General features: G+C 59.0%; 23 protein-coding genes. 12 read left to right on the forward strand and 11 right to left on the reverse strand.

The window, feature by feature from the left end:
• Nucleotides 1–297 carry an addiction module antidote protein gene (locus DTW89_RS04245; RefSeq protein ID WP_111868409.1) on the forward strand — a complete coding sequence of 99 codons (297 nt, stop codon included), beginning with the start codon at nucleotides 1–3 and terminating at the stop codon, nucleotides 295–297.
• A 60-nt stretch (nucleotides 298–357) separates the two neighbouring features.
• Here DTW89_RS04245 and DTW89_RS04250 read toward each other — a convergent pair whose 3' ends face one another.
• Nucleotides 358–1,392: an integron integrase gene (locus tag DTW89_RS04250; RefSeq protein ID WP_114655016.1), complete on the reverse strand. Its 1,035-nt coding sequence runs from the start codon at nucleotides 1,390–1,392 to the stop codon at nucleotides 358–360.
• Between the two features lie 247 nt (nucleotides 1,393–1,639).
• The gene (locus tag DTW89_RS04255; protein WP_114655017.1) at nucleotides 1,640–2,602 is read right to left on the reverse strand and encodes an IS5 family transposase; all 963 of its coding nucleotides are present in this window, start codon (nucleotides 2,600–2,602) and stop codon (nucleotides 1,640–1,642) included.
• Nucleotides 2,603–2,695: 93 nt separating this feature from the next.
• Between DTW89_RS04255 and DTW89_RS04260 the strand changes: the two genes are divergently transcribed.
• On the forward strand, nucleotides 2,696–3,016 hold the full coding sequence (locus DTW89_RS04260) for a hypothetical protein (RefSeq protein WP_114655018.1): 321 nt from the start codon (nucleotides 2,696–2,698) through the stop codon (nucleotides 3,014–3,016).
• A 166-nt stretch (nucleotides 3,017–3,182) separates the two neighbouring features.
• Here DTW89_RS04260 and DTW89_RS04265 read toward each other — a convergent pair whose 3' ends face one another.
• A complete protein-coding gene (locus DTW89_RS04265; RefSeq protein ID WP_114655019.1) occupies nucleotides 3,183–4,175 on the reverse strand; it encodes an IS5 family transposase in 993 nt (330 codons plus the stop codon).
• 629 nt (nucleotides 4,176–4,804) lie between these two features.
• On the opposite strand from DTW89_RS04265, the gene DTW89_RS04270 reads away from it, so the two are divergent.
• The 5 genes from DTW89_RS04270 (at nucleotide 4,805) to DTW89_RS04275 (ending at nucleotide 7,594) form a co-directional block, all read left to right on the forward strand.
• Entirely contained in the window at nucleotides 4,805–6,418 is a 1,614-nt protein-coding gene (locus DTW89_RS04270) for a DUF4435 domain-containing protein (RefSeq protein WP_114655020.1), read from the forward strand.
• 58 nt (nucleotides 6,419–6,476) lie between these two features.
• Complete coding sequence (locus tag DTW89_RS19265) at nucleotides 6,477–6,944, forward strand: hypothetical protein (protein WP_147277627.1); 468 nt, start codon at nucleotides 6,477–6,479, stop codon at nucleotides 6,942–6,944.
• Between the two features lie 65 nt (nucleotides 6,945–7,009).
• On the forward strand, nucleotides 7,010–7,279 hold the full coding sequence (locus DTW89_RS19270) for a hypothetical protein (RefSeq protein ID WP_147277628.1): 270 nt from the start codon (nucleotides 7,010–7,012) through the stop codon (nucleotides 7,277–7,279).
• Complete coding sequence (locus tag DTW89_RS20030; protein WP_432417476.1) at nucleotides 7,280–7,348, forward strand: DUF1010 domain-containing protein; 69 nt, start codon at nucleotides 7,280–7,282, stop codon at nucleotides 7,346–7,348.
• 30 nt (nucleotides 7,349–7,378) lie between these two features.
• Nucleotides 7,379–7,594, forward strand: coding sequence for a DUF1010 domain-containing protein (locus DTW89_RS04275; protein ID WP_114655021.1), 216 nt, complete (start codon nucleotides 7,379–7,381; stop codon nucleotides 7,592–7,594).
• A 61-nt stretch (nucleotides 7,595–7,655) separates the two neighbouring features.
• Here the strand turns inward: DTW89_RS04275 and DTW89_RS04280 are convergent, their stop codons facing one another.
• On the reverse strand, nucleotides 7,656–7,958 hold the full coding sequence (locus DTW89_RS04280; RefSeq protein WP_114655022.1) for a monooxygenase: 303 nt from the start codon (nucleotides 7,956–7,958) through the stop codon (nucleotides 7,656–7,658).
• A 159-nt stretch (nucleotides 7,959–8,117) separates the two neighbouring features.
• Nucleotides 8,118–8,513 carry a hypothetical protein gene (locus tag DTW89_RS04285; RefSeq protein ID WP_114655036.1) on the reverse strand — a complete coding sequence of 132 codons (396 nt, stop codon included), beginning with the start codon at nucleotides 8,511–8,513 and terminating at the stop codon, nucleotides 8,118–8,120.
• Nucleotides 8,514–8,730: 217 nt separating this feature from the next.
• On the opposite strand from DTW89_RS04285, the gene trpB reads away from it, so the two are divergent.
• Together trpB and DTW89_RS04295 are read left to right on the forward strand one after the other, a co-directional pair.
• Nucleotides 8,731–9,939, forward strand: a complete 1,209-nt coding sequence (gene trpB / locus DTW89_RS04290) for a tryptophan synthase subunit beta (protein WP_114655023.1) — start codon at nucleotides 8,731–8,733, stop codon at nucleotides 9,937–9,939.
• Between the two features lie 100 nt (nucleotides 9,940–10,039).
• A complete protein-coding gene (locus DTW89_RS04295; protein ID WP_114655024.1) occupies nucleotides 10,040–10,378 on the forward strand; it encodes a YggL family protein in 339 nt (112 codons plus the stop codon).
• A 278-nt stretch (nucleotides 10,379–10,656) separates the two neighbouring features.
• Here the strand turns inward: DTW89_RS04295 and DTW89_RS04300 are convergent, their stop codons facing one another.
• The 4 genes from DTW89_RS04300 to DTW89_RS04315 form a co-directional block, all read right to left on the reverse strand.
• Complete coding sequence (locus tag DTW89_RS04300; protein ID WP_114655025.1) at nucleotides 10,657–10,989, reverse strand: helix-turn-helix domain-containing protein; 333 nt, start codon at nucleotides 10,987–10,989, stop codon at nucleotides 10,657–10,659.
• Between the two features lie 13 nt (nucleotides 10,990–11,002).
• The gene (locus DTW89_RS04305) at nucleotides 11,003–12,346 is read right to left on the reverse strand and encodes a type II toxin-antitoxin system HipA family toxin (RefSeq protein WP_114655026.1); all 1,344 of its coding nucleotides are present in this window, start codon (nucleotides 12,344–12,346) and stop codon (nucleotides 11,003–11,005) included.
• Between the two features lie 174 nt (nucleotides 12,347–12,520).
• Nucleotides 12,521–13,780: an NADP-dependent isocitrate dehydrogenase gene (gene icd, locus DTW89_RS04310; protein ID WP_114655027.1), complete on the reverse strand. Its 1,260-nt coding sequence runs from the start codon at nucleotides 13,778–13,780 to the stop codon at nucleotides 12,521–12,523.
• Between the two features lie 242 nt (nucleotides 13,781–14,022).
• The gene (locus DTW89_RS04315; RefSeq protein WP_114655028.1) at nucleotides 14,023–16,254 is read right to left on the reverse strand and encodes an NADP-dependent isocitrate dehydrogenase; all 2,232 of its coding nucleotides are present in this window, start codon (nucleotides 16,252–16,254) and stop codon (nucleotides 14,023–14,025) included.
• Between the two features lie 469 nt (nucleotides 16,255–16,723).
• Between DTW89_RS04315 and DTW89_RS04320 the strand changes: the two genes are divergently transcribed.
• Nucleotides 16,724–17,167, forward strand: coding sequence for a DUF192 domain-containing protein (locus DTW89_RS04320; RefSeq protein ID WP_051463486.1), 444 nt, complete (start codon nucleotides 16,724–16,726; stop codon nucleotides 17,165–17,167).
• Between the two features lie 128 nt (nucleotides 17,168–17,295).
• On the opposite strand, the gene DTW89_RS04325 is transcribed toward DTW89_RS04320, so the two are convergent.
• Both DTW89_RS04325 and xseA read right to left on the reverse strand, forming a co-directional pair.
• On the reverse strand, nucleotides 17,296–17,877 hold the full coding sequence (locus DTW89_RS04325; RefSeq protein WP_024815201.1) for a superoxide dismutase: 582 nt from the start codon (nucleotides 17,875–17,877) through the stop codon (nucleotides 17,296–17,298).
• Nucleotides 17,878–18,066: 189 nt separating this feature from the next.
• Nucleotides 18,067–19,392 (reverse strand): exodeoxyribonuclease VII large subunit, encoded by a 1,326-nt coding sequence (gene xseA / locus DTW89_RS04330; protein ID WP_114655029.1) that lies wholly within the window; start codon nucleotides 19,390–19,392, stop codon nucleotides 18,067–18,069.
• A gap of 351 nt (nucleotides 19,393–19,743) precedes the next feature.
• Between xseA and DTW89_RS04335 the strand changes: the two genes are divergently transcribed.
• Together DTW89_RS04335 and DTW89_RS04340 are read left to right on the forward strand one after the other, a co-directional pair.
• The gene (locus tag DTW89_RS04335) at nucleotides 19,744–20,385 is read left to right on the forward strand and encodes a MotA/TolQ/ExbB proton channel family protein (RefSeq protein WP_114655030.1); all 642 of its coding nucleotides are present in this window, start codon (nucleotides 19,744–19,746) and stop codon (nucleotides 20,383–20,385) included.
• A gap of 50 nt (nucleotides 20,386–20,435) precedes the next feature.
• Nucleotides 20,436–20,873 (forward strand): ExbD/TolR family protein, encoded by a 438-nt coding sequence (locus DTW89_RS04340; RefSeq protein WP_024815204.1) that lies wholly within the window; start codon nucleotides 20,436–20,438, stop codon nucleotides 20,871–20,873.
• Nucleotides 20,874–20,931: the final 58 nt, after the last annotated feature.

Consider the following 20,931-nt stretch of genomic DNA (forward strand, 5'->3'; position numbering starts at 1 on the left):
ATGACCAAAATTGCCGACCTGAAAACTTTCGACGTGTCTGATTACCTCGACAGCGAAGAAAAAATAGCCGAGTACCTGGCCGTGGTGCTGGAGGACAACGACCCCACGCTGCTTGCGGCGGCGTTGGGCGACGTGGCCCGCGCCCGCGGAATGACGCAACTCGCCCGCGATACCGGCCTGGCGCGTGAGGCGCTCTACCGCTCCCTTTGCGCCACCGGCAACCCGAGTTACGCCACCATCGTCAAGGTGATGCAGGCGCTTGGCTTGAAACTGGTGCCGCAACCACTGACCCGGTAACAGTACGTTGCCAGCCCCGCAACCCATCAAAACAAAGGCCCGGTGACGGGCCTTTGTGCATTACAGCGCATCGAGCGGGCTGAGCACGCCGCGCCCGCCCTTGTTGAGCACATGCGTATAAATCATGGTGGTGCTCACATCGGCATGGCCCAGCAGCTCTTGCACCGTGCGAATGTCGTAGCCCGCCTGCAGCAAATGCGTGGCAAATGAATGGCGCAACACATGCGGACTCACCGGCTTGTCGATCTGCGCCAGCGTGGCCGCCTCGCGCACCGCGCGCTGCACCGACTCGGGGTACACATGGTGGCGCCGCTCCAGCAAAGCGCCCGTCACAGCGTCGGGGCGCGGATCCACAGAGCGCACCGGCGACGGAAACACCCATTGCCAAGCCCAGCTGCGGTCAGCATGGGCGTACTTCACCGCCAGCGCATGCGGCAAATGCACACGGCCAAAACCCGCCTCCACGTCCTTTTCGTGCAACGCCCGCGCCTTCTGCAATTGCTGCTGCAAAGGGCCGATCAGGTTTTCGGGCAACACGGTGATGCGGTCTTTATTCCCTTTGCCTTCGCGAATCACAATCTCGCGCCGGGCAAACTCCACATCCTTGACGCGCAGGCGCAGCGCCTCCAGCAAGCGCATACCCGTGCCATACAGCAACTGCGCAATCAGCCCGGTGGTGCCCTGCATGTGCAACAGCAAAGTGCGCACCTCGGTGGCCGTTAACACCACCGGCAGGCGCCGGGGCGTTTTGGCCTGCACCACATCTTCCAGCCAGGGCAAATCCACACCCAGCACCTGCTTGTACAAATACAGAATCGCCGCCTTGGCTTGGTTCTGGGTCGATGCAGACACTTGGCGCTGCACCGCCAAATGTGTCAAAAAAGCCTCCACCTCCACCGCACCCATCTCTTGTGGATGCCGCTTGCCGTGAAACAGGATAAAGCGCCGCACCCAATCGACATAAGCCGTTTCGGTGCGAATGCTATAATGGCGCGTGCGCAGATGGTCACGCAAACGATCCAAAAGTTTGGGCGCTGGGGCGCCGCCCGGACCGGCAGACGCGGTGAGTGCAGCACGATCGGAAGACGATTTCATCCGGAAAATTTTAGGTTTGCCTAAACGGCATCACCTGGGTACTATCCCTATGTACCAATGGATACATCTTGTTTTGGCAGACCAACTTGCTTACGATGGCTGTCGTCTAAATCTAGTTAGGGAAGGTCTGCACAAATGAGCGCTGACCATGGTTGGGTGCACTGATATGACCAAACTGGCGACTGAACGTGCCTCTGGCTGGTGTTTTGGGCGCGTTTCGCGCCCATTTCCCATGCTTTGGACGCACTCATGCCAAGCTCCCGCTCAAACGTTTGCGAACCATCCACAGATTGGCCAACGCAAACAGCGTGTGCAACTGCGCCGTGTTCTTGGCCAGGCCGCGGTAGCGCACCTTCACATGGCCGAACTGGCGCTTGATGACGCGGAACGGGTGCTCCACCTTGGCGCGGATGCTGGCCTTGATGTGCTCGACCTGGTCGGTCAGCGCATCCATGGGGTCTGCCTTGTCCAGCAGCTTGCGCAAGCCCGGGCGCATGGCCACATGCCACTTCACATCTTCTTTGGCGTCGGGCCGCTTGTGCGCCCCCTGGTAGCCGGCGTCGGCAAAGACATCTGTCTCTTGCCCGTGCAGCAAGCTGTTGGCCTCGACCACATCGTTGACATGTCCGGACGTGCCGCGCACGGTGTGAACCAGGCCGGAGTCAGCGTCCACGCCGATGTGCGCCTTCATGCCAAAGAACCACTGCTGGCCCTTCTTGCTCTGGTGCATCTCCGGGTCGCGCTCACCGCTGGCGTTCTTGGTCGAGCTCGGTGCCGAGATCAACGTGGCGTCGACCACCGTGCCGCTGCGCAGCATCAGGCCCTTGGCGCCCAGCAGCAGGTTGACCGTTGCCAGGATCCGCTCGGCCAGCTTGTGCTTCTCCAAAACGTGTCGGAACCGCAGGATGGTGCTCTCGTCAGGCAGCCGGTCATCCCAACCGCCCAGGCCTGCAAAGTCACGGAACAGCGGCATGTCGTGCAGCGCTTCTTCCATCGCCGGGTCACTCAGCGTGAACCACTGCTGCATGAAGTGGATGCGCAGCAGCGATTCCACCGGGAACGGCGGACGGCCGCGTTTGCCTTCGGGCATGAATGGGGCGATCTCCGCCACCAAGTCGGACCACGGCACCACCCGGTCCATCTCGTCGAGGAACTCCCGACGTCGCGTGCGCTTCGTCGATGTTCCCAATCCAAGGCTGCTCTGCTTCATGGGCTCAATGGTCTCAGGCAATCAGGCCGGTGCCAAGCACGCGTTCGGGCGATTTATGCAGACCTTCCTTAGGCCTCAGAAGAAAGAGCCGCTATGCATGACCTGAAGTGGAGTAACGGAGAGAAAAAGGTAGCCAAAGCACTTTTTGAAACCGCGCTTCAACGCGAGCTACAGAGCTACATCCAAGAATTCAAAGATCGCGCGGCAAAAATTGAATCGCCGGATGACCTCTGGTCCATTGCAAAACAGGCCAGCCAGAAGCAGCGCGAGATCGACGAGAAGTACGATTTCCGCTATTCGCAGCTAATTTTCTTATTCGCCAATCTCCTACGAGGCGGATCAATTCAAGAGAGCGAATTAACTGCTCTTGGAGAAGAAAAAGCAAAATACATTATTGGCATTGCAAACCTATGAACGCATTTTTCAAAGGCCGCTGCGGCCTAAGGATGGTCTGCACAACCACCGCTGACGCGGCGACCGCCTGCTGTTATTTCAGATGACGACAAATTTTTGCATTCAAAGGGCAGATTCGGAGCGTATTGAGCCCCATTCACGGCCCCTTGGCCGTTTTTGGGCGCACTCATCCCTGCGCCCCCATATTCAAGAGTCGTTTACGCACCATCCACAGGTTGGACAGCGCAAACAGCGTCACCAGATTAGCTGTGTTCTTGGCCAGCCCCCGGTACTTGACCTTGACGTAGCCAAACTGCCGCTTGATGACCCGAAACGGGTGTTCCACCTTGGCGCGAATGCTGGCTTTGATTTTTTCCAACTGCTCCAGGATGGCACCCATTGGCGTGCTCTTGTCCATAGCCTTTCGCTTGCCCGGCATCATGGCGATATGCCAATTCACTCCAGGGTGCTTGGTCTGAATTTCTTCGCGCTTTTCAACACCCCGGTAGCCCGAATCGGCAAAGACGTCGGTTTCTTGCCCGTGCAACAACGCGTGCGCCTGGGTAATGTCGTGTGCGTTGGCCGCCGTGGTGGTCACGCTGTGCACCAGCCCCAAATCGGCATCCGAGCCGATGTGCGCCTTCATGCCGTGGTGCCACTGGTTGCCCTTTTTGGTCTGGTGCATCTCGGGGTCGCGCGTGCCAGTGCTGTTCTTGGTCGAACTCGGCGCGGCAATCAACGTCGCATCCACGACCGTGCCTTGCTTGAGCAGCAAACCCTTGGCGGTGAGGGTGGCGTTGACGGTCGCCAAGATTTGCAAGCTCAGATCGTGCGCTTCAAGCAAATGGCGAAACCGCAAGATGGTGCTTTCGTCGGGAAGATGGTCCTCCCCCATGTCCAGTCGGGCAAACTCACGGAACATCGGCGTGTCGTACAGCGCCTCTTCCATGGCCGGGTCAGACAAGTTGAACCACTGCTGCAAAAAGTGGATGCGCAGCATTGTTTCCACCGCAAACGGTGGACGCCCACCTTTGGCACCACGCGCTGGCGCATGCGGAGCAATCAAGCCCACCAGCTCAGCCCAAGGCACCACCAGGTTCATCTCGTCGAGGAACTCACGCTTGCGCGTCCTCTTGGTCTTGCGTTCAAATCCAGTGGTGCTCAGGCTCATCTGCTTCATGCTGATACTGTCTCACATTCAGGGCTGCATGCGAAGGTTTTGCAGACCTTCCCTAACTGGTTGTTCAAGGGGACGTCAACCCGCTACGCGGCTTGCCGCCCCTTAACTCGGGCGTTAGGCCCATACAAGCGGAGCCCCCCACCATGCGCCGAAAGCTTGACCCACTGATCCTCACCCTTTGCGTGGCCTGGATGGCCATCCTAGGAGGGCTCGGTACATCAGCCATCGTTCGGAAGCAAGTCTCCCTTGGCTCTCGCATTGGCGTTTCAGGCGCCGAGGGCATCAGTGCAGCGGCAGTTGGTCTCGGCCTCATCGGTTTTGCGCTACTTGGCCTTGTGCCGCTACTAGACGGAAATCGCTTCCGCTCGCATGCCATTGCCCTCGCCGCAATTGCGTGGATCGTTGGCTCAATTTGTGTCCTGCGTTGGGGGCATTGAAATGAGTGTGGTGCATACCGTTGGCGCTCCTGCACACTGCGGCCTAACTGGTAGGTCAAGCGGACGCCAACACAGGCCATGCCTTCGGCATTCTCATGGCCTGTGTCGGTGCCCTACGCACCTGCGGTGCTCCGGCGCCGCTTACCTTGGTAGTTATGCCTTGCCAAACTGAACCCATATAACGGTCAAACTATGGAAAAAGAAATTCACCTCCCTGAAAACAGCTCAGGGCAATCAATAGTTAAGTCACAAAAGAGCCTATTGGTCGTAGGTGCTAATGGCGCAGGCAAGACAAGATTGGGGACCTGGATTGAATTCAACTCTCCAGATCGAGATAAGGTGCATAGAATTTCTGCGCAAAAATCCCTTGCAATGCCTGATTCAACAACACCTAAATCTATCGATTTAGCAACCTCCGAACTATGGACGGGTTATGAGCGTGCAATTGAGCAAAACAATATTCACGGATACAAGCAAGGGCACCGGTGGCAAAGCAAGCCAGCGGTAAGCCTGCTAAATGACTATCATCATCTAATGGTTTTTCTTTTCTCAGATCACACTGAGGAAAGCGCCAAATATCTATCAGCATCAAAATTAACTACTAACAGAGTTGAACCACCAAAAACAAAGCTTGATGTAGTCAAGGAGGTTTGGGAAAAAATTCTTCCGCATAGAGAGCTGGTAATTGGTGGACTGCGAATTCAAACAAAGACAAGGGATGAGCAAGAAAAAATATACAACTCCTCAGAGATGAGTGATGGTGAGCGGGTCATTTTTTATCTCATTGGCCAATGTTTGGCGGCACCTTCCAACGCAATAATCATCATTGACGAACCAGAGTTACACCTCCATAAGTCTGTTCAGGCGCCCCTTTGGGATCAGATTGAGCAAGCAAGACCTGATTGCTTTTTTATATACCTCACCCATGACGTAGATTTTGCTTCAGCAATGGAAGAGGCAACAAAAGTTTGGCTAAAGTCTTACGATGGTGAAAAATGGGATTGGGATATAATAAGGCAAGACACTAGCATTCCAGAAGATCTTTTGCTGGAAGTGCTAGGCAGCAGGAAGCCTGTCGTGTTTGTTGAAGGAGTAGCCGGCAGCTTTGATTCCGCTCTTTATGCGGCAATTCTAAATAACTACTTGGTTATACCGGTTGGTAGCTGCAGCCAGGTAATACAATCAGTTAAGGCACTGAAAACCAATACACAGCTTCATCATCTACAGGTATTTGGCATCATTGATAGAGATAGACGAGTTCCCGCTGAAATAGCAAAGCTCGAGCAAGATTCAATATTCGTCCTATCCGTTGCAGAGGTGGAAAACCTATTTTGCACTAAAGAAATTCTCGAGCTAGTTAGCATTCGATTGGAGCGTGATGTCAATGCCGACTTCCAATCCGTTTCGTCTGCAATATTCTCTCGCCTACAAAGTGAGCTGGAGGTTCAGGCTTCGCTTCGCGCCGCAGGTGAAATAAAGTTTCAGCTCAACATGTTTGACGAAAAAGCAAAAGGTGCTGCAGGGCTGGCTTCTGCTCTACATTCGCTTGCTACAGGAATTGACGTCAACGCCATCTACTCTCAATCACTTGCAGAGTTTAATGCAGTATTGTCTACAGAAAATTTTGACGACCTATTGGCTATATACAACCGTAAGTCGCTATCCGCGCAAGCAAGCTCAGCGCTTGGCCTTGCTAATGGTAGCCTTCCTGAATTTGTAGTTCGCCTCGCAAAAGGTAGCGGCCGAGACGAAATAGCAACGGCGTTGAAGAGATACTTTGGAAACTTTGCGCATCATATGGCATAACAACTCATTCCAGCGGACCACCGCAAGCGGCGGCCGCTGAATTCAAACGTTAGAAAACATGAATACCACAGCAATGAAAATTCTCCTTGCACTAGAGAGGCATGGAGAATTAACGCTGGAAGAAATTTCAAAATTAATTCCCAAAAGACATGGTGATCATCGCGATTTCTACGTCCTAGCCAGCTTGATTAAGAGAGGCTTGGTTGATGATCCATGGATGCCAGACGAAAAAATCAATCAATCATCTGGACAGTCATCTAAAGAACAACTTTTGGCATGGAAACTATACGCAATGAGCAGCGCAGAAGGAACAGCCTCATATAAAAACCATCATTACGCCATTCATGGCAATGGCGAAACCCTTAAAGGGCAGATATTTTCAATTTCAGGGGTTGGTGAAATTGCAATTAGTGAGTCAAGAACAAAAAGATTTGATAGGGCATTCACAATCGGCTCGGGAATTCTTATTGGTATAGCCGTCGCACTAGCTGCGGTACTAATAGAGCGATATGCAAAGGGTTTCTAACTTAGCGCTCAAGCCGACCCGCATACTGCTGGCGGCTTACCTTGTTCGTTAGAAGGTAATTATTCATGAGCTCAAAAAAAGTATTTGGTGTGCTTTTGACAGAACAGGCTTGGAATGAACTGGGTTCTGCATTGGAGCCATACACAAGTACAGGCTCGTTGGGTCGGTACATCTACTGCGAAGAAGTTAAAACAGGTGGTCAATATTTTGTTATGGTAGCTACCTGCAAAAATACCGATGGAAGCTCATTTACCGCTGAATTAGCTATTCATCACCATTTCGTAAAAATGTTTATTTCCGCCAATGAGAAAACAGAAATTGGATTCATAAAATAAATGAGCTTAGTTTCTAACCCATTGCTCAAGCCGACCCGCCTACGGCGGGCGGCTTATCTTGCTCGTTAGCACCCAAGAAAAACTGCTTTATTCAAGCCCATGTTTATTCAAACGGCATTCAACTTCTCAAGCGTTGTTCAGCGCTGGGTTTGCCGTTTCTCTGGGCTTCGCCTGCTGGCATTGCGTCGTTTTCCAGTTTTTTTAGCCTCCAGCCCTTGCGTAGCAAGCGCAAGCAGCTATTGTTTTGCAAGCATTGCGCCGCCTCGGTGGCACACTAACAACTGGGGTCAGATTCGAATTAAGTGCCCCAACTAGATTTCTCGACCAAAAAAATGGCGCCTGAAAGCGCCATTTCTATTGATGAATGATCAATCGCCTAAACAGGTCCGGCATCGATCTTCGACAGCGCTTCATTCACGAGAAATATCTTGCCATTGACCAAGGGAATGCCAAAGCTCTTCAGCCGTGCCGTGTGCATGGCCAAATAAGCCTGTGCGCTCTGGGCATCCGTGAAGCAATAGATGCCGCCGGCCTCATTGGTTTCCTGGTTCTCTGTCCAGATCTTCCAGATCAAACCGGGCTCAGTGGCGATGGATCGGGCAAGACCGTCCATGGCCGCGGCCATTTCCTGCCCCCAAGGGCCGGTGTAGGGGAAATCGACTTGAAGGATGTAGCTCATTAAAAAACTCCGTTGATGCGAGAAAACTGGGCGCTTGTGCACCGTGCATCTATCAAGAATACGTGAGACACGGGCCGTCGGCTTTTTGCCCGGTGCCGCAACTGGTCCGCGCAAGGAGCGCCCGAAACACACTCTGCCAGCGCGGTTGGCAATTGCCACTTACGAGGCCCTGATGGCCTCCCACTCTGCCATGCAATGCCGCGCCAGCGCCGTCACCCAGCAGGGCTCCCCCGGCACAAAGGCAATGCCGTACAGCGGGCTGATCAGAAATCCCGCGCGGTCAAAAGCCGTGCTGTCGCTCGATTGGACGAACGCTGCCAGGTCGCGGAACGGCGCGGCCACGGTGGTCCCCAGGTGCAGCACCTTGGCACGGGCGGTCACCTCTTCCAGCCTGCCGCTGTCCTGGAAGCGGTAGACCACATCGCCATAGTCCAGCGCGGTCAGGCCCACGGTGTTGCGCGATTCGCTGCGCGGCGGGCCGTGGGCGCGGATCACGTCGTCGCGTGTGGCGGTGAAGGGCGTGCCGTTGACGCGCAGGTAGGGTTGCAGGTGCATGGGCGATTCTGTGGCGGCGCGGTGCGGCGCCGCAACCGGGGGCGTGTATCGAACCGTGAAGCGCAGCACGGGCATATAGTGGATCGTGTTGCCGCTGGCTGGGCGTAAGCTCCCCGCAATGGTTAAGCACAAAAATGCCCCCAGCGCCCACCAGAAAAGCGCGGGCAGCTATCAAAACTGAAGCTATTCTTTCAACCACCCTGATCCCTGGACCGACATGACAGCCTCCACCGACTTCGCCCCCATGCCCGACGCCACCGGCCATTTCGGCCCCTACGGTGGCCAGTTGGTGCCACCGCACCTCAAGCAGGCCATGGACGACATCAATGCCGCCTATGCCGAAATCACGCAGCGGCAGGATTTTCAGGACGAGCTGGCGCAGCTGTTTGCCGACTACGTGGGCCGACCCAGCCCCATTTTTCACGCCAAGCGGCTGTCGGCGCAGCTGGGCGGCGCGCAAATTCACCTCAAGCGCGAGGACCTGAACCACACCGGCGCGCACAAGATCAACCACTGCCTGGGCGAGGCGCTGCTGGCCAAGTTCATGGGCAAGAAGAAGGTGATTGCCGAGACGGGCGCGGGCCAGCACGGCGTGGCCCTGGCCACGGCCTGCGCGCTGGTGGGCATTCCGTGCGAGATCCACATGGGCCAGGTGGACATCGAAAAAGAACACCCCAACGTCACCAAGATGCGCATTCTCGGCTGCAAGCTGGTGCCGGTGACGCGCGGCGCCGCCACGCTCAAGGAAGCCGTGGACAGCGCCTTTGAGGAGTATCTGACCAACCCCACGGACTACATCTACGCCATTGGCTCGGTGGTGGGCCCACACCCCTTTCCGATGATGGTGCGCGACTTCCAGAGCATCATCGGCCGCGAGGCGCGCGAGCAGTTCCAGGCCAAGCACGGCAAGCTGCCCGATTACGTGACCGCCTGCGTGGGCGGCGGCAGCAACGCCATGGGCATGTTCACGGCCTTCCTGAACGACACCAGCGTGAAGCTGGTGGGCGTGGAGCCCTCGGGCGAAGGCACCGACAAGCCCGGCCGCCATGCGGCCACGCTGAGCATGGGCAAGCCCGGCGAGATCCACGGCATGAAGTGCTATGTGCTGGAAGACGCCCCCGGTGTGCCCGCCGCCGTGCACAGCATCGCCTCAGGCCTGGACTATCCTGGCGTGGGACCGCAGCACAGCTATCTCAAGGACATTGGGCGCGTGCAGTATGAGTCGGTCACGGACAAGGAATGCCTGGATGCGTTCATGCAGCTCTCGCGCGTGGAAGGCATCATCCCCGCGCTGGAAAGCGCCCATGCCGTGGCCTGGGCCATGCGCGTGGCACCCACGCTGAGCAAGGACACCCACATCCTCGTGAACCTCTCGGGCCGCGGCGACAAGGATGCGGATTACGTGGCCAAGGTGCTGGGGCTTTAACGCCCCAGCGGCACAAGCCCCGAGCGTATCCGGGCCCGCGGCGCCTTCCGGGCGACAATCGCGGGCACGCATCCTCATTCACCTTTTACGAGCAATCTCCATGTCACTTCCATTCAACAAGCAACGCAGCCGACGCCTTCGCAAGAAGATGCGCGTGGGCGAATTTCAGGAACTCGGGTTCGAGTACGAGCTGAAGTTGAAGCAGACCCTGACGCCCGAACAGGAAGAAGCGCTGATGGACCGCCTTCTGAACGAGTTGATCCTGCCCCGCAACCTGGCAGCATCTGGCTGGGTGAGCGAGGGTTTCGTAATGGCATACCTGCGCGGCTCTGCCACCGAGGACGACCGCCAAGCCACCAAAGCCTGGCTTGCCGCACAGCCAGAAGTGGCCGAGGCCACGGTGAGCGCCTTGAAGGATGCGTGGTACGTGGAACACTGACTGCCGGGGGCGATGGAGTGCCTTTTAGGCCCCTAGACCCCGTGCAATCAGCGCTGAACGCTATCGATTTGATAGCAAACTGACGCCGCACTCCCGGCCGAGCCCACATGAAAAAGCCCCCGGTGCCTTAAAAGCTAGGCGTTGGCTTAAAGTGTTGACGTCAGCCAACTCGGCACCTCCTTCGCCCTCTGAGCCTTTCCGGTTCAGAGGGCTTTTTCCTGCCGGAAATTTCTCCAGTACCTGAGATGCTTGGCGGTTCGACGGCCTACGCCCCGTCCTCAGGCTTCCTGCGCGGACTCGGGGGCCGACGCGGCACGAAACTCGTCGTCGTGCGACACGCGGACTACCCCGAGCTTGAGTCCGAGCACGCCGAAGACCCGGTTCATTGTCTGGACCGTTCCCTCGCTTTTCTCGCGCTCAATGTCTTGCAGCGTGCGAAACGATATTCCCGCCAACTTGGCCAGTTCTGCAGTGGTGAGATGCATCGTCTTCTTCAGATGGCGCACGGCCTGCGCCAGGCTCCATTGCGGATTTGCCAGCACGTCGTTGATAGCCTTCTTACGCAGTTCCAGCTGCTGAGGCAGTGTCAAAGTTTCGTATCGCTTGTCCATGTCGGTGTCCAGTTCAGGTCAGCGCGTTCAAGCGCTGGGCTTGCGCCTCGATTCCGAGCTTGAGGTGAGCGTGCACCGACGGTTCCAAGCCGAAGTCAGTGCCGTGGGCTGCAATCTTTTTCAGAGGCTCAGCCATCGGGCGCAAGCCTTCAACCAATGCCGGGCGGCACACCTCGCGCAACGCTTTTTTCTGCGCAGAAGGCATCCGCTTCTCATTCCTGAGGGTCTGCGCAATCTCACACACCTTGTCGATGACCCTGTTCCAGTCTGGAGCGCTACTGTCATTGCCCTCCCATCGGATGCGACGGGCGATTCCGTCAGGGTGGAGGTACATCGGCGCGAAGTCGTAGAGGGGTGTCAGGCGGATACCACCACTGAAGTCGCGTTGGACTGCGGTATTTCGTGCGTGGTTGTCTTTGTTCCCCAGAGCCAGGTTGGCCACATCCCGCTTGATGTACTCAAGCACTTCCGTAAGGGGGTGGGTGCATTGCCGCAGCAGCTGCCGGCACACTTCGTCGTGGCTGGGCACCGCATCGAATCCAGGGTTGCCCGTCAACGTCGCGATACTCTCTTGCCCTAGGCGAAGAACACCCCCGCCCGTCACTTGGCGGTCGAACCGGGGGATGAAAAGCGCTCGCTTGAGCAGTACGAGGTCCGCATGCACGCGAAGCCCCAGCATTCGTGCCAACGCCATATAAGCGGCTTCATGCCGCAGGATGGAGGCAAGGGCCTCGTTGCTGCCCCGTCCGAACTTGACGATGTAGTGCTCCCGCGCCCGCGCATCAGGAAGCGTGTGGTCCAGGTACAGCAGCCCATCCTCTGCTCTCGTGAGCAAAAACTTGGGCCACTCGCCCTGTACCCCTGAGGAGCCAGCCACAAACAGTCCGTGCGAGGCCAGGAACTCAGCGAAGTCGTCTCCCCGTTCGGCCACCTCATCGTCCGTGAAGCCCCGTGGCGGACCAGCGTTCGCGGCTAGCCAGCTCGCGGCCTCCTTCACGCGCAGGTTTCCTACCGAGTTGCCCGCACCCGCGAGCAGCAGCCGCCAGTCCACGCTTTCCCCTGCCGTTACAGATAGCCCCAGTCTGCGGAGAAGCTCTTCTCGCCCAAAGCCCTGCGGCAACATATCGATAAGGAAAACGGGCCAGTGCGGATGCTCGAACGCTTGGAGACCCACCGGGAAGCGACAGGCAAAGGCATGAGCGTCTCGCGCTCCGCCGTGCTCGATGGCCCACTCCACCGAGTAGCCGGTATACGTCTTGCTGCGCCAGCCTTGTGCTTCAGGGCCCATCAGACTTACGCTTCCCACGTCGCACCAAGCGCCGTTGGCAAACAGTTGGAGGGTGCAGCTCGCATTCATTTGCACAGAATTTTATCACTATTGAAGCTGGAATGCTTTGTATATGTGATAGATAACTGTGCAAGTAATTCGGAGGCCTGCTGTGGCTTACAACCTACTTCATCCACACTTTTGGCCAACGCCTCGGCCTTAAAAGCACGGGGGTTTTTTTGATGCCAGCGACCGCTGGCCAGCTCACATGTGGTCGATCATGACCTGCCCGAAGCCCGAGCAGCTCACCTGCGTGGCGCCGTCCATCAGGCGGGCGAAGTCGTAGGTCACTTTCTTGCTGGCAATCGACTTTTTCATCGAGCTGATGATGAGGTCGGCCGCTTCGGTCCAGCCCATGTGGCGCAGCATCATTTCGGCCGAGAGGATTTCGGAACCGGGGTTCACGTAGTCCTTGCCCGCGTATTTGGGGGCCGTGCCGTGCGTGGCTTCAAACATGGCGATGGTGTCGCTCAGGTTGGCGCCGGGCGCAATGCCGATGCCGCCCACCTGGGCTGCCAGGGCGTCAGACACGTAGTCGCCATTCAGGTTGAGCGTGGCGATCACCGAGTATTCGGCCGGGCGCAGCAAGATTTGCTGCAGGAAGGCGTCGGCAATGCTGTCCTTGATGGTGATTTCTTTGCCCGTCTTGGGGTTCTTGAACTTCATCCAGGGGCCGCCGTCGATCAACTCGGCGCCAAACTCCTTGGCTGCCAGGCCGTAAGCCCAGTCACGGAAGCCCCCTTCGGTGAACTTCATGATGTTGCCCTTGTGCACGATGGTCACGCTGGGCTTGTCATTGTCGATGGCGTACTGGATGGCCTTGCGCACGAGGCGCTCGGTGCCTTCACGCGACACGGGCTTGATGCCGATGCCCGACGTGTTGGGAAAACGGATCTTCTTGACGCCAAAGTCGTCCTGCAGGATCTTGATGAGCTTCTTGGCCTTTTCACTCTCGGCTTCAAACTCGATGCCCGCGTAGATGTCTTCCGAGTTTTCACGGAAGATGACCATGTTGGTCTTGTGCGGCTCTTTCACGGGCGAGGGCACGCCGTCAAAGTACTGGATGGGGCGCAGGCAGACGTACAGGTCAAGCTCCTGGCGCAGCGCCACGTTCAGCGAGCGGATGCCACCGCCCACGGGCGTGGTCAGCGGGCCCTTGATGGAAACCACATAGTCCTTGACGGCATGCAGCGTTTCTTCGGGCAGCCACACATCGGGGCCATACACCTTGGTGGATTTTTCACCCGCAAACACTTCCATCCAGTGGATCTTCTTCTTGCCGCCGTAGGCCTTGGCCACCGCAGCGTCCACCACCTTGAGCATCACGGGCGTGATGTCGGCACCGGTGCCGTCGCCTTCGATGAAGGGAATGATCGTCTGGTCCGGCACGTTGAGGGACATGTCGGCATTGACGGTGATTTTCTGGCCTTCAGCAGGCACTTTGATGTGCTGGTAGGTGGTCATGAGCGGGTGTCTCCGGTGGGATGTTGGAATGAACTGCAGCGGGTTTGGAAAAATCCGTAAAACGCCTGAATTTTAGCGGCTCTGCTGTGCAAGAGGCCACCGGGCGTGCGGGCTAACGCCTTCTGCCCGTTGGGTGGCTCCGCCCCATGAAAAATGCCGCACGGCGGGCGTTGGCCCGCAGCACGGCAGATCGGTTTGGCCTGGGGTGGCTGCCGTGCATCACGGGCAGCCACGTTGCGGCGTCAAACGGCGGCAAGCACCGCGTTCAGGGTGGGGCTGGGCCGCATCACGGCATCGAGCTTGGAGACATCGGGCAGGTAGTAGCCGCCGATGTCGGCGGGCTTGCCCTGCACGGCATTGAGCTCGTCCACGATCTTTTGCTCGTCGGCGGCCAGTTGGTGGGCCAGCGGGGCAAACCGCTTTGCCAGGTCGGCATCGTCGGTCTGCGCGGCCAGCTCTTGCGCCCAATACAGGGCCAGGTAGAACTGGCTGCCACGGTTGTCGAGCTGGCCGGTCTTGGGCGAAGGGTTCTTGTTGTTGTCCAGCAGCTTGCCGGTGGCGGCGTCCAGCGTCTTGGACAGCACCTTGGCCTTGGCGTTGCCGGTTTTCAGGCCCAGGTCTTCCAGCGATACGGCCAGCGCCAGGAACTCACCCAGCGAGTCCCAGCGCAGGTGGTTTTCTTCCACCAGCTGCTGCACATGCTTGGGCGCCGAGCCGCCCGCACCGGTTTCATACATGCCGCCACCCGCCATCAGGGGAACGATGGACAGCATCTTGGCGCTGGTGCCCAGTTCCATGATGGGGAACAGGTCGGTGAGGTAGTCGCGCAGGATGTTGCCGGTGGCACTGATGGTGTCCAGGCCGCGGACCACGCGTTCCAGCGTGTAACGCATCGCGCGCACCTGGCTCATGATCTGGATATCGAGGCCCGCAATGTCGTGCTCGTGCAGGTACATCTTGACCTTGGTGATCAGCTGCGCCTCATGCGGGCGGTAGGCGTCGAGCCAGAACACCACCGGCATGCCGGAGTTGCGGGCGCGATTGACGGCCAGCTTCACCCAGTCACGGATGGCGGCGTCCTTGACCTGGCACATGCGCCAGATGTCGCCGGCTTCGACGTTTTGCGAAAGCAGCACTTCGCCGGTGGCCAGGTCGGTGATGTTGGCCACGCCGTCTTCGGTGATTTCAAACGTCTTGTCGTGCGAGCCGTATTCCTCGGCCTGCTGGGCCATCAGGCCCACGTTGGGCACCGTGCCCATGGTCTTGGGATCAAAGGCGCCGTGCCATTTGCAGAAGTTGATGATCTCCTGGTAGATGCGGGCAAAGGTCGACTCGGGCATCACGGCCTTGACGTCCTTCAGACGGCCGTTTGCGTCCCACATCTTGCCGCCGTTACGGATCATGGCGGGCATGGATGCGTCCACGATGATGTCGTTGGGCGAGTGGAAATTGGTGATGCCCTTGGCCGAATCGACCATGGCCAGCTCGGGGCGGCCTTCGTGGCAGGCGTGCAGGTCTTTCAGGACTTCTTCGCGTTGGGCGGTGGGCAGTGTGGCCACTTTTTCATACAGGTTGGCCATGCCGTTGTTCACGTTCACGCCCAGCTCGTCGAACAGCTTGCCATGCTTGGCAAACGCGTCCTTGTAGAAAATCTTCACGCAGTGGCCGAACACGATGGGGTGCGACACCTTCATCATCGTGGCCTTGACGTGCAGCGAGAACATCACGCCGGTCTTGCGGGCGTCTTCGATTTCTTTTTCATAGAACTCGACGAGCGCCTTCTTGCTCATGAACATGCTGTCGATGATTTCGCGGTCGAGCAGCGACACCTTGGGCTTCAAGACGATGGTCTTGCCGCTCTTGGTGAGCAGCTCCATCTTCACATCGCGGGCCTTGTCCAGCGTGAGCGATTTTTCGCCGTGGTAGAAGTCGCCCGCGTGCATGTGAGAAACGTGCGAGCGCGAGGCCTGGCTCCACTCGGCCATGCTGTGGGGGTTTTTGCGCGCGTATTCCTTCACGGCCTTGGGTGCGCGGCGGTCGGAGTTGCCTTCACGCAGCACGGGGTTCACGGCACTGCCAATGCAGCGGGCATAACGCGCGCGGATCGACTTTTCTTCGTCGGTCTTGGGGTCTTCAGGGTAGTCTGGAATTGCGTAGCCCTTGCCCTGCAGTTCCTTGATGCACGCGATCAGCTGGCCCACCGAGGCACTGATGTTGGGCAACTTGATGATGTTGGCGTCGGGCTCCAGGGTCTTCTTGCCCAGCGCAGCCAGCGCATTCGGCACCTTCTGGTCGTCGCTCAGGCACTCGGGAAACTCACCCAGCACGCGGGCCGCCACCGAGATGTCGCTTTCGGTCACATTGATGCCCGCAGGCGCCGCGAAAGTGCGCACGATCGGCAGGAAAGAAGCAGTGGCCAGGCGAGGTGCCTCGTCGGTCAGGGTGTAGATGATGGTGGGTTGCTGGGTACTCATCGCTTATGTCTCAAGAAATGGCTGAAAAAACCACCAGCTGGGGCACCGGCCGGTAGCACTGATCGAACAGCGCCATTGTGCTTACTTGTTCTGCGCACCGACTGGTTATTTTGCAATGTAATCTCACGATGCGGAATCAAGGGGTTAAATTGACCAATTTTTTGATCCAACAACCCCATGGCAGCTGCCCGGCCCACGCACATCGGATGGAGATCACACCGCAGGCGAACCTGGTGGCGGTGGGCAAAACCGCTCTTCCAGCCATTCGGTATGCAACCGTCCCGAATGGCCCCTGTGAAAAAATCTGCGCGGTTCGGATGGCTTTGTTTTGGGGGGCGGCCCCCGCCTGTGCGGCGCCCTGCTATCGTTTGCTATTGCTGAAAGACTGCCCATGACAACGATGACCCTCGCTTCCCACGTTTCCTGCGCCCCTGATCAACGCCGCGCTCGCCGCGCCGTCAGCCCTGCAATGGCCCGCTTGGCCGCCGCTTTGCTGGCTTTGTGGACCACCGCCACCCCCGCCCAGAACGCACCCCAGCTGGCCCTGCAGCGCGTTGAGCTGACTGCCGGCATGCACCGCATCGACGCCCAGGTGGCGCAGACCCCGCAGGAGCGCCAGATCGGCCTGATGCATCGCCAGGAGATGCCGACGCAAGAAGGCATGTTGTTCATTTTTGACCAGCCCGGCGTGCAGTGCTTCTGGATGAAAAACACCTTGCTGCCACTGACCGCTGCGTTTGTGGCAGACGACGGCACCATCGTGAATCTGGCCGACATGAAGCCACAAACCACCGACTCGCATTGCTCGACCAAACCCGTGCGCTATGTGCTGGAGATGAACCAGGGGTGGTTTGGCAAGAAGGGCATCAAGGCTGGCTTCAAGCTCGGCGGAGCCCCGTTTTCGAAGCGTTGATGCGTCACTGTTCGCTATTATTTATGTAGCTACAAGCGCTTTCCAGAAAAGCGCTGCAGCCCCAAAAAGCACAAAACGGCCCGAGGGCCGTTTTTTTGGTGACGAGGCTTTCGCCTGCGCTAACTGCTTCAGGCGAAGTTGGCTTCGGCGAACTTCCAGTTCACCAGGTTGCCCAGGAAGGTTTCGACAAACTTGGGGCGCTGGTTGCGGTAGTCAATGTAATAGGCGTGTTCCCACACGTCCACCGTGAGCAGCGCCTTGTCGGCGGTGGTCAGCGGCGTGCCGGCGGCGCCGGTGTTAACGATGTCCACGCTGCCATCGGGCTTCTTCACCAGCCACGTCCAGCCCGAGCCAAAGTTGCCCACAGCCGACTTGACGAAGGCTTCCTTGAAGGCGGCGTAAGAGCCAAACTTGGCGTTGATGGCCGCAGCCAGCGCGCCCGTGGGCTCGCCGCCGCCCTGGGGGGCCATGCAGCTCCAGAAGAAGGTGTGGTTCCAGATCTGGGCAGCGTTGTTGTAGATGCCGCCGGACGACTTCTTGACGATCTCTTCGAGCGTCATGGCTTCAAACTCGGTGCCCTTTTGCAGGTTGTTGAGGTTCACCACGTAGGCGTTGTGGTGCTTGCCGTGGTGGTATTCCAGGGTTTCCTGGCTGTAGTGCGGGGCCAAGGCGTCAATCGCGTAAGGCAGCGGGGGAAGGGTGTGTTCCATGGTGTTTCCTCGTGGTTTGAAATTCTGGGATACCCCGATACCCGGCGGCAAGGCGATCGGGCGCGGGCGAACCGGCATTGTAGGAAGATCAATAGACCTGTGCTGCATGGGGCATGCGAACAGCCGCCACAAGGGTGCAAAGGCGCCCTTGTCCTACAGCGCAGGCCCGCCACGGCAGCGCAGCCCGCGCTACAGCAGCCGTGGGTGCACCACCGTGACATCTACTGCACCATCGGCCAGCGTGGCGCGCAGGGCATCACCGGGTTGCGCTTGGCGCACGCTGGTGACCGCCTGGCCCCGCGTGTCGGACAACAACGCATAGCCACGCTGCAGCACCAGGCGCGGGTCGAGCAGGTCCAGCCGCAGGGCCGCACGGTCCAGCCGCTCGGCATGCAGCGCCAGCCGACGGTGCAGCTTTGCAGGCAAATCGGCCCCCAGCGCTTGCTGGGTTTGCGCGAGCCGCTCCATTTTGAATAGCAATCCGTGGCGCATGCGCTGTGCCAGGTGCGCCAGCCGCATCTGCTGGCGGCCCACCAGACCCGAAGGACGGCCCAGGCGGGCCGCAGCCTGGTCCAGCCGCTGGTGGCGCGCGTCGAGCTGGCGCTGCACGCCGTCGGCCAGCCGCCCGGCGAGCAGGCCCAGCGCCCCCAGCCACACCTCGCGCGGCTGAGCCACCAGCTCGGCCGCCGCTGTGGGCGTGGGCGCGCGCAGGTCGGCGCAAAAGTCGGCAATGGTGAAATCGGTTTCGTGCCCCACGCCGCAAACCAACGGCACCGGGCTTTGCACGATGGTGCGCGCCAGCTGTTCGTCGTTGAAGGCCCACAGGTCTTCCATCGAACCGCCGCCGCGCACCAGCAAAATCACGTCGATCGCGGGGTTTGGAGCCAAATCAGCCTCTGGCCCTTTTGCAGATTGCGCCAACAGATACAGTTTTGATAGCGCCGCAACCAGCGACTGCGGGGCCGCCGCCCCCTGCACCAGCGCCGGCACCAGTACCACCGGGATATGCGGCACCCGGCGGCGCAGGGCCGTCACCACATCGTGCAGTGCCGCCGCGCCGGGCGATGTGACCAGGCCAATGCCCCGCGGCTGCAGCGGCAGGGAACGCTTGCGGGCGGCATCAAAGAGGCCTTCGCGCTCCAGTTGGGCTTTCAGCCGCACAAACTGCTCAAACAGGGCACCCTGCCCCGCGCGCTGCATGCTCTCGACGATGAATTGCAGGTCGCCCCGGGCTTCATACACGCCAATGCGCCCGCGCAACTCCACCAGCTCCCCATCGCGCGGCGAAAAGTCAAGCAGACTGGCCGAGCGGCGGAACATCGCGCACCGTAACTGGCCGTTCGCGTCTTTCACCGAGAAGTAGCAATGCCCGCTGGATGCGCGCGAAAACCCCGTGATCTCGCCGCGCACGGCCACAGGATTGAAGCGGGACTCCAGCGCATCAGCAATGGCGCGGCACAGGGCGCCAACTTCCCAGATACGTGGCGTGGCCACTGGGTTGGAGGGCTCAGACATGCGGCAGAGCCAGCGTTTGCAGGCGATGCACAGTGTGACTATTCCACAGCGATGAGCGAGCGACAGCCGCGTTGGCGCCTGGCACCAGAACCCGCCAGAAACCACGGACATTGGTGCAACCTGTTGATTTATAAAGATTTTTCACTGATCAATTTTTCATCAATCTGTTGAAGCCACGGTGTGGCGCCACTTTGCGAGGCCATGAAGCCCAGTTGCCCACAAAGTTATCCACAGATTTTGTGGGTGAAAAAAAGGCTTTCGGCGTGTACCTTCTCGTAACCTTTTGTGTCCAGGGCGGCCCGACAAGCTGGGTCATAATCAGCGCTTGCCTTCACCCGAGCGGAGAGAGAATTGCTGTCCATCATACAAGCCGCAGGCTGGCCCATCTGGCCGCTGATCGCCTGCTCCGTCCTGGCTCTGGCGCTGATTTTCGAGCGTTTTGTGGCCCTGAAAGCAGCCCGCGTCGCCCCCCCCAAACTGCTGGACGAAGCCATTACCGTCTCGGCCAAGGCAGTTCCCACGCCCGACGTGGTGAACCAGCTGGCGCAAAACTCCGCGCTGGGTGAGGTGCTGGCCAGCGGGTTGCGCGCCTTCAACAACAACCCCCAGTGCACCGAGGCGGACCTGCGCGCCACCATGGAAGGCACAGGCCGCGCCGTGGCACACCGGCTCGAAAAATACCTCAATGCCCTGGCAACCATCGCCTCAGCGGCCCCGCTGCTGGGCCTGCTGGGCACCGTGATCGGCATGATCGAGATCTTCGGCTCGCAGGTGGGCACCGGCGGCGCCAGCCAGGCCATGGGTGGCGGCAACCCGGCGCAGCTGGCGCATGGCATATCCATTGCGCTGTACAACACGGCGTTCGGCCTCATCGTGGCGATTCCGGCGCTGATCTTCTGGCGCTATTTCCGCAGCCGCGTGGACGCTTATCTGCTCACGCTGGAGCTGGCCTCCGAGCAGTTTGTGCGCCACATCCTGCGGCTGCGCAAGTAAGCCCACAGCACAACGGTGCCGCCCAGCCCTTCGCCTGAAAGACCCTGCCGATGAATTTCCGCCCCCGCCAGAAGGACGAGCCGGAGATCAACCTGATCCCGTTCATCGACGTGCTGCTGGTGATCCTCATCTTCATGATGCTGACCACCACCTACAGCAAGTTCACAGAACTGCAACTGACGCTGCCCGTGGCCGACGCAGAGCAGCAGCGCGACCATCCCAAGGAGGTGATCGTGGCCGTGGCGGCCGACGGACGCTATGCCGTCAACAAGGCTGCAGTGGATGGCAAGGGCGTGGACGCTGTGGCCCGTGCACTGGGCCAGGCTGCCGGTGCAGGCCGCGACAGCGTGGTCATCATCAGTGCAGATGCCACTGCGCCGCACCAGTCGGTGGTTACCGTGATGGAGGCCGCGCGGCGCGTGGGCCTCAGCCAGATCACCTTCGCAACGCAGTCCTCGGCATCGGCCCGTTCGGGCAACGGCCGCTAGGCACCATGGCTGCCGCCGGGCCGCAGCCGCCCTCCCCGCCCACCACAGTCCCCCCGGT

The organism is Acidovorax sp. BoFeN1, assembly GCF_003345135.1.
In the GTDB taxonomy this organism is placed as follows: domain Bacteria; phylum Pseudomonadota; class Gammaproteobacteria; order Burkholderiales; family Burkholderiaceae_C; genus Acidovorax; species Acidovorax defluvii.

What these genes read in the sequence shown, in the direction of transcription:
- DTW89_RS04245 (WP_111868409.1), top strand. Translation starts at nt 1, where the DNA reads ATGACCAAAATTGCCGACCTGAAAACTTTCGACGTGTCTGATTACCTC.
- DTW89_RS04250 (WP_114655016.1), bottom strand. Translation starts at nt 1,392, where the DNA reads ATGAAATCGTCTTCCGATCGTGCTGCACTCACCGCGTCTGCCGGTCCG.
- DTW89_RS04255 (WP_114655017.1), bottom strand. Translation starts at nt 2,602, where the DNA reads ATGAAGCAGAGCAGCCTTGGATTGGGAACATCGACGAAGCGCACGCGA.
- DTW89_RS04260 (WP_114655018.1), top strand. Translation starts at nt 2,696, where the DNA reads ATGCATGACCTGAAGTGGAGTAACGGAGAGAAAAAGGTAGCCAAAGCA.
- DTW89_RS04265 (WP_114655019.1), bottom strand. Translation starts at nt 4,175, where the DNA reads ATGAAGCAGATGAGCCTGAGCACCACTGGATTTGAACGCAAGACCAAG.
- DTW89_RS04270 (WP_114655020.1), top strand. Translation starts at nt 4,805, where the DNA reads ATGGAAAAAGAAATTCACCTCCCTGAAAACAGCTCAGGGCAATCAATA.
- DTW89_RS19265 (WP_147277627.1), top strand. Translation starts at nt 6,477, where the DNA reads ATGAATACCACAGCAATGAAAATTCTCCTTGCACTAGAGAGGCATGGA.
- DTW89_RS19270 (WP_147277628.1), top strand. Translation starts at nt 7,010, where the DNA reads ATGAGCTCAAAAAAAGTATTTGGTGTGCTTTTGACAGAACAGGCTTGG.
- DTW89_RS04275 (WP_114655021.1), top strand. Translation starts at nt 7,379, where the DNA reads ATGTTTATTCAAACGGCATTCAACTTCTCAAGCGTTGTTCAGCGCTGG.
- DTW89_RS04280 (WP_114655022.1), bottom strand. Translation starts at nt 7,958, where the DNA reads ATGAGCTACATCCTTCAAGTCGATTTCCCCTACACCGGCCCTTGGGGG.
- DTW89_RS04285 (WP_114655036.1), bottom strand. Translation starts at nt 8,513, where the DNA reads ATGCACCTGCAACCCTACCTGCGCGTCAACGGCACGCCCTTCACCGCC.
- trpB (WP_114655023.1), top strand. Translation starts at nt 8,731, where the DNA reads ATGACAGCCTCCACCGACTTCGCCCCCATGCCCGACGCCACCGGCCAT.
- DTW89_RS04295 (WP_114655024.1), top strand. Translation starts at nt 10,040, where the DNA reads ATGTCACTTCCATTCAACAAGCAACGCAGCCGACGCCTTCGCAAGAAG.
- DTW89_RS04300 (WP_114655025.1), bottom strand. Translation starts at nt 10,989, where the DNA reads ATGGACAAGCGATACGAAACTTTGACACTGCCTCAGCAGCTGGAACTG.
- DTW89_RS04305 (WP_114655026.1), bottom strand. Translation starts at nt 12,346, where the DNA reads ATGAATGCGAGCTGCACCCTCCAACTGTTTGCCAACGGCGCTTGGTGC.
- icd (WP_114655027.1), bottom strand. Translation starts at nt 13,780, where the DNA reads ATGACCACCTACCAGCACATCAAAGTGCCTGCTGAAGGCCAGAAAATC.
- DTW89_RS04315 (WP_114655028.1), bottom strand. Translation starts at nt 16,254, where the DNA reads ATGAGTACCCAGCAACCCACCATCATCTACACCCTGACCGACGAGGCA.
- DTW89_RS04320 (WP_051463486.1), top strand. Translation starts at nt 16,724, where the DNA reads ATGGCCCGCTTGGCCGCCGCTTTGCTGGCTTTGTGGACCACCGCCACC.
- DTW89_RS04325 (WP_024815201.1), bottom strand. Translation starts at nt 17,877, where the DNA reads ATGGAACACACCCTTCCCCCGCTGCCTTACGCGATTGACGCCTTGGCC.
- xseA (WP_114655029.1), bottom strand. Translation starts at nt 19,392, where the DNA reads ATGTCTGAGCCCTCCAACCCAGTGGCCACGCCACGTATCTGGGAAGTT.
- DTW89_RS04340 (WP_024815204.1), top strand. Translation starts at nt 20,436, where the DNA reads ATGAATTTCCGCCCCCGCCAGAAGGACGAGCCGGAGATCAACCTGATC.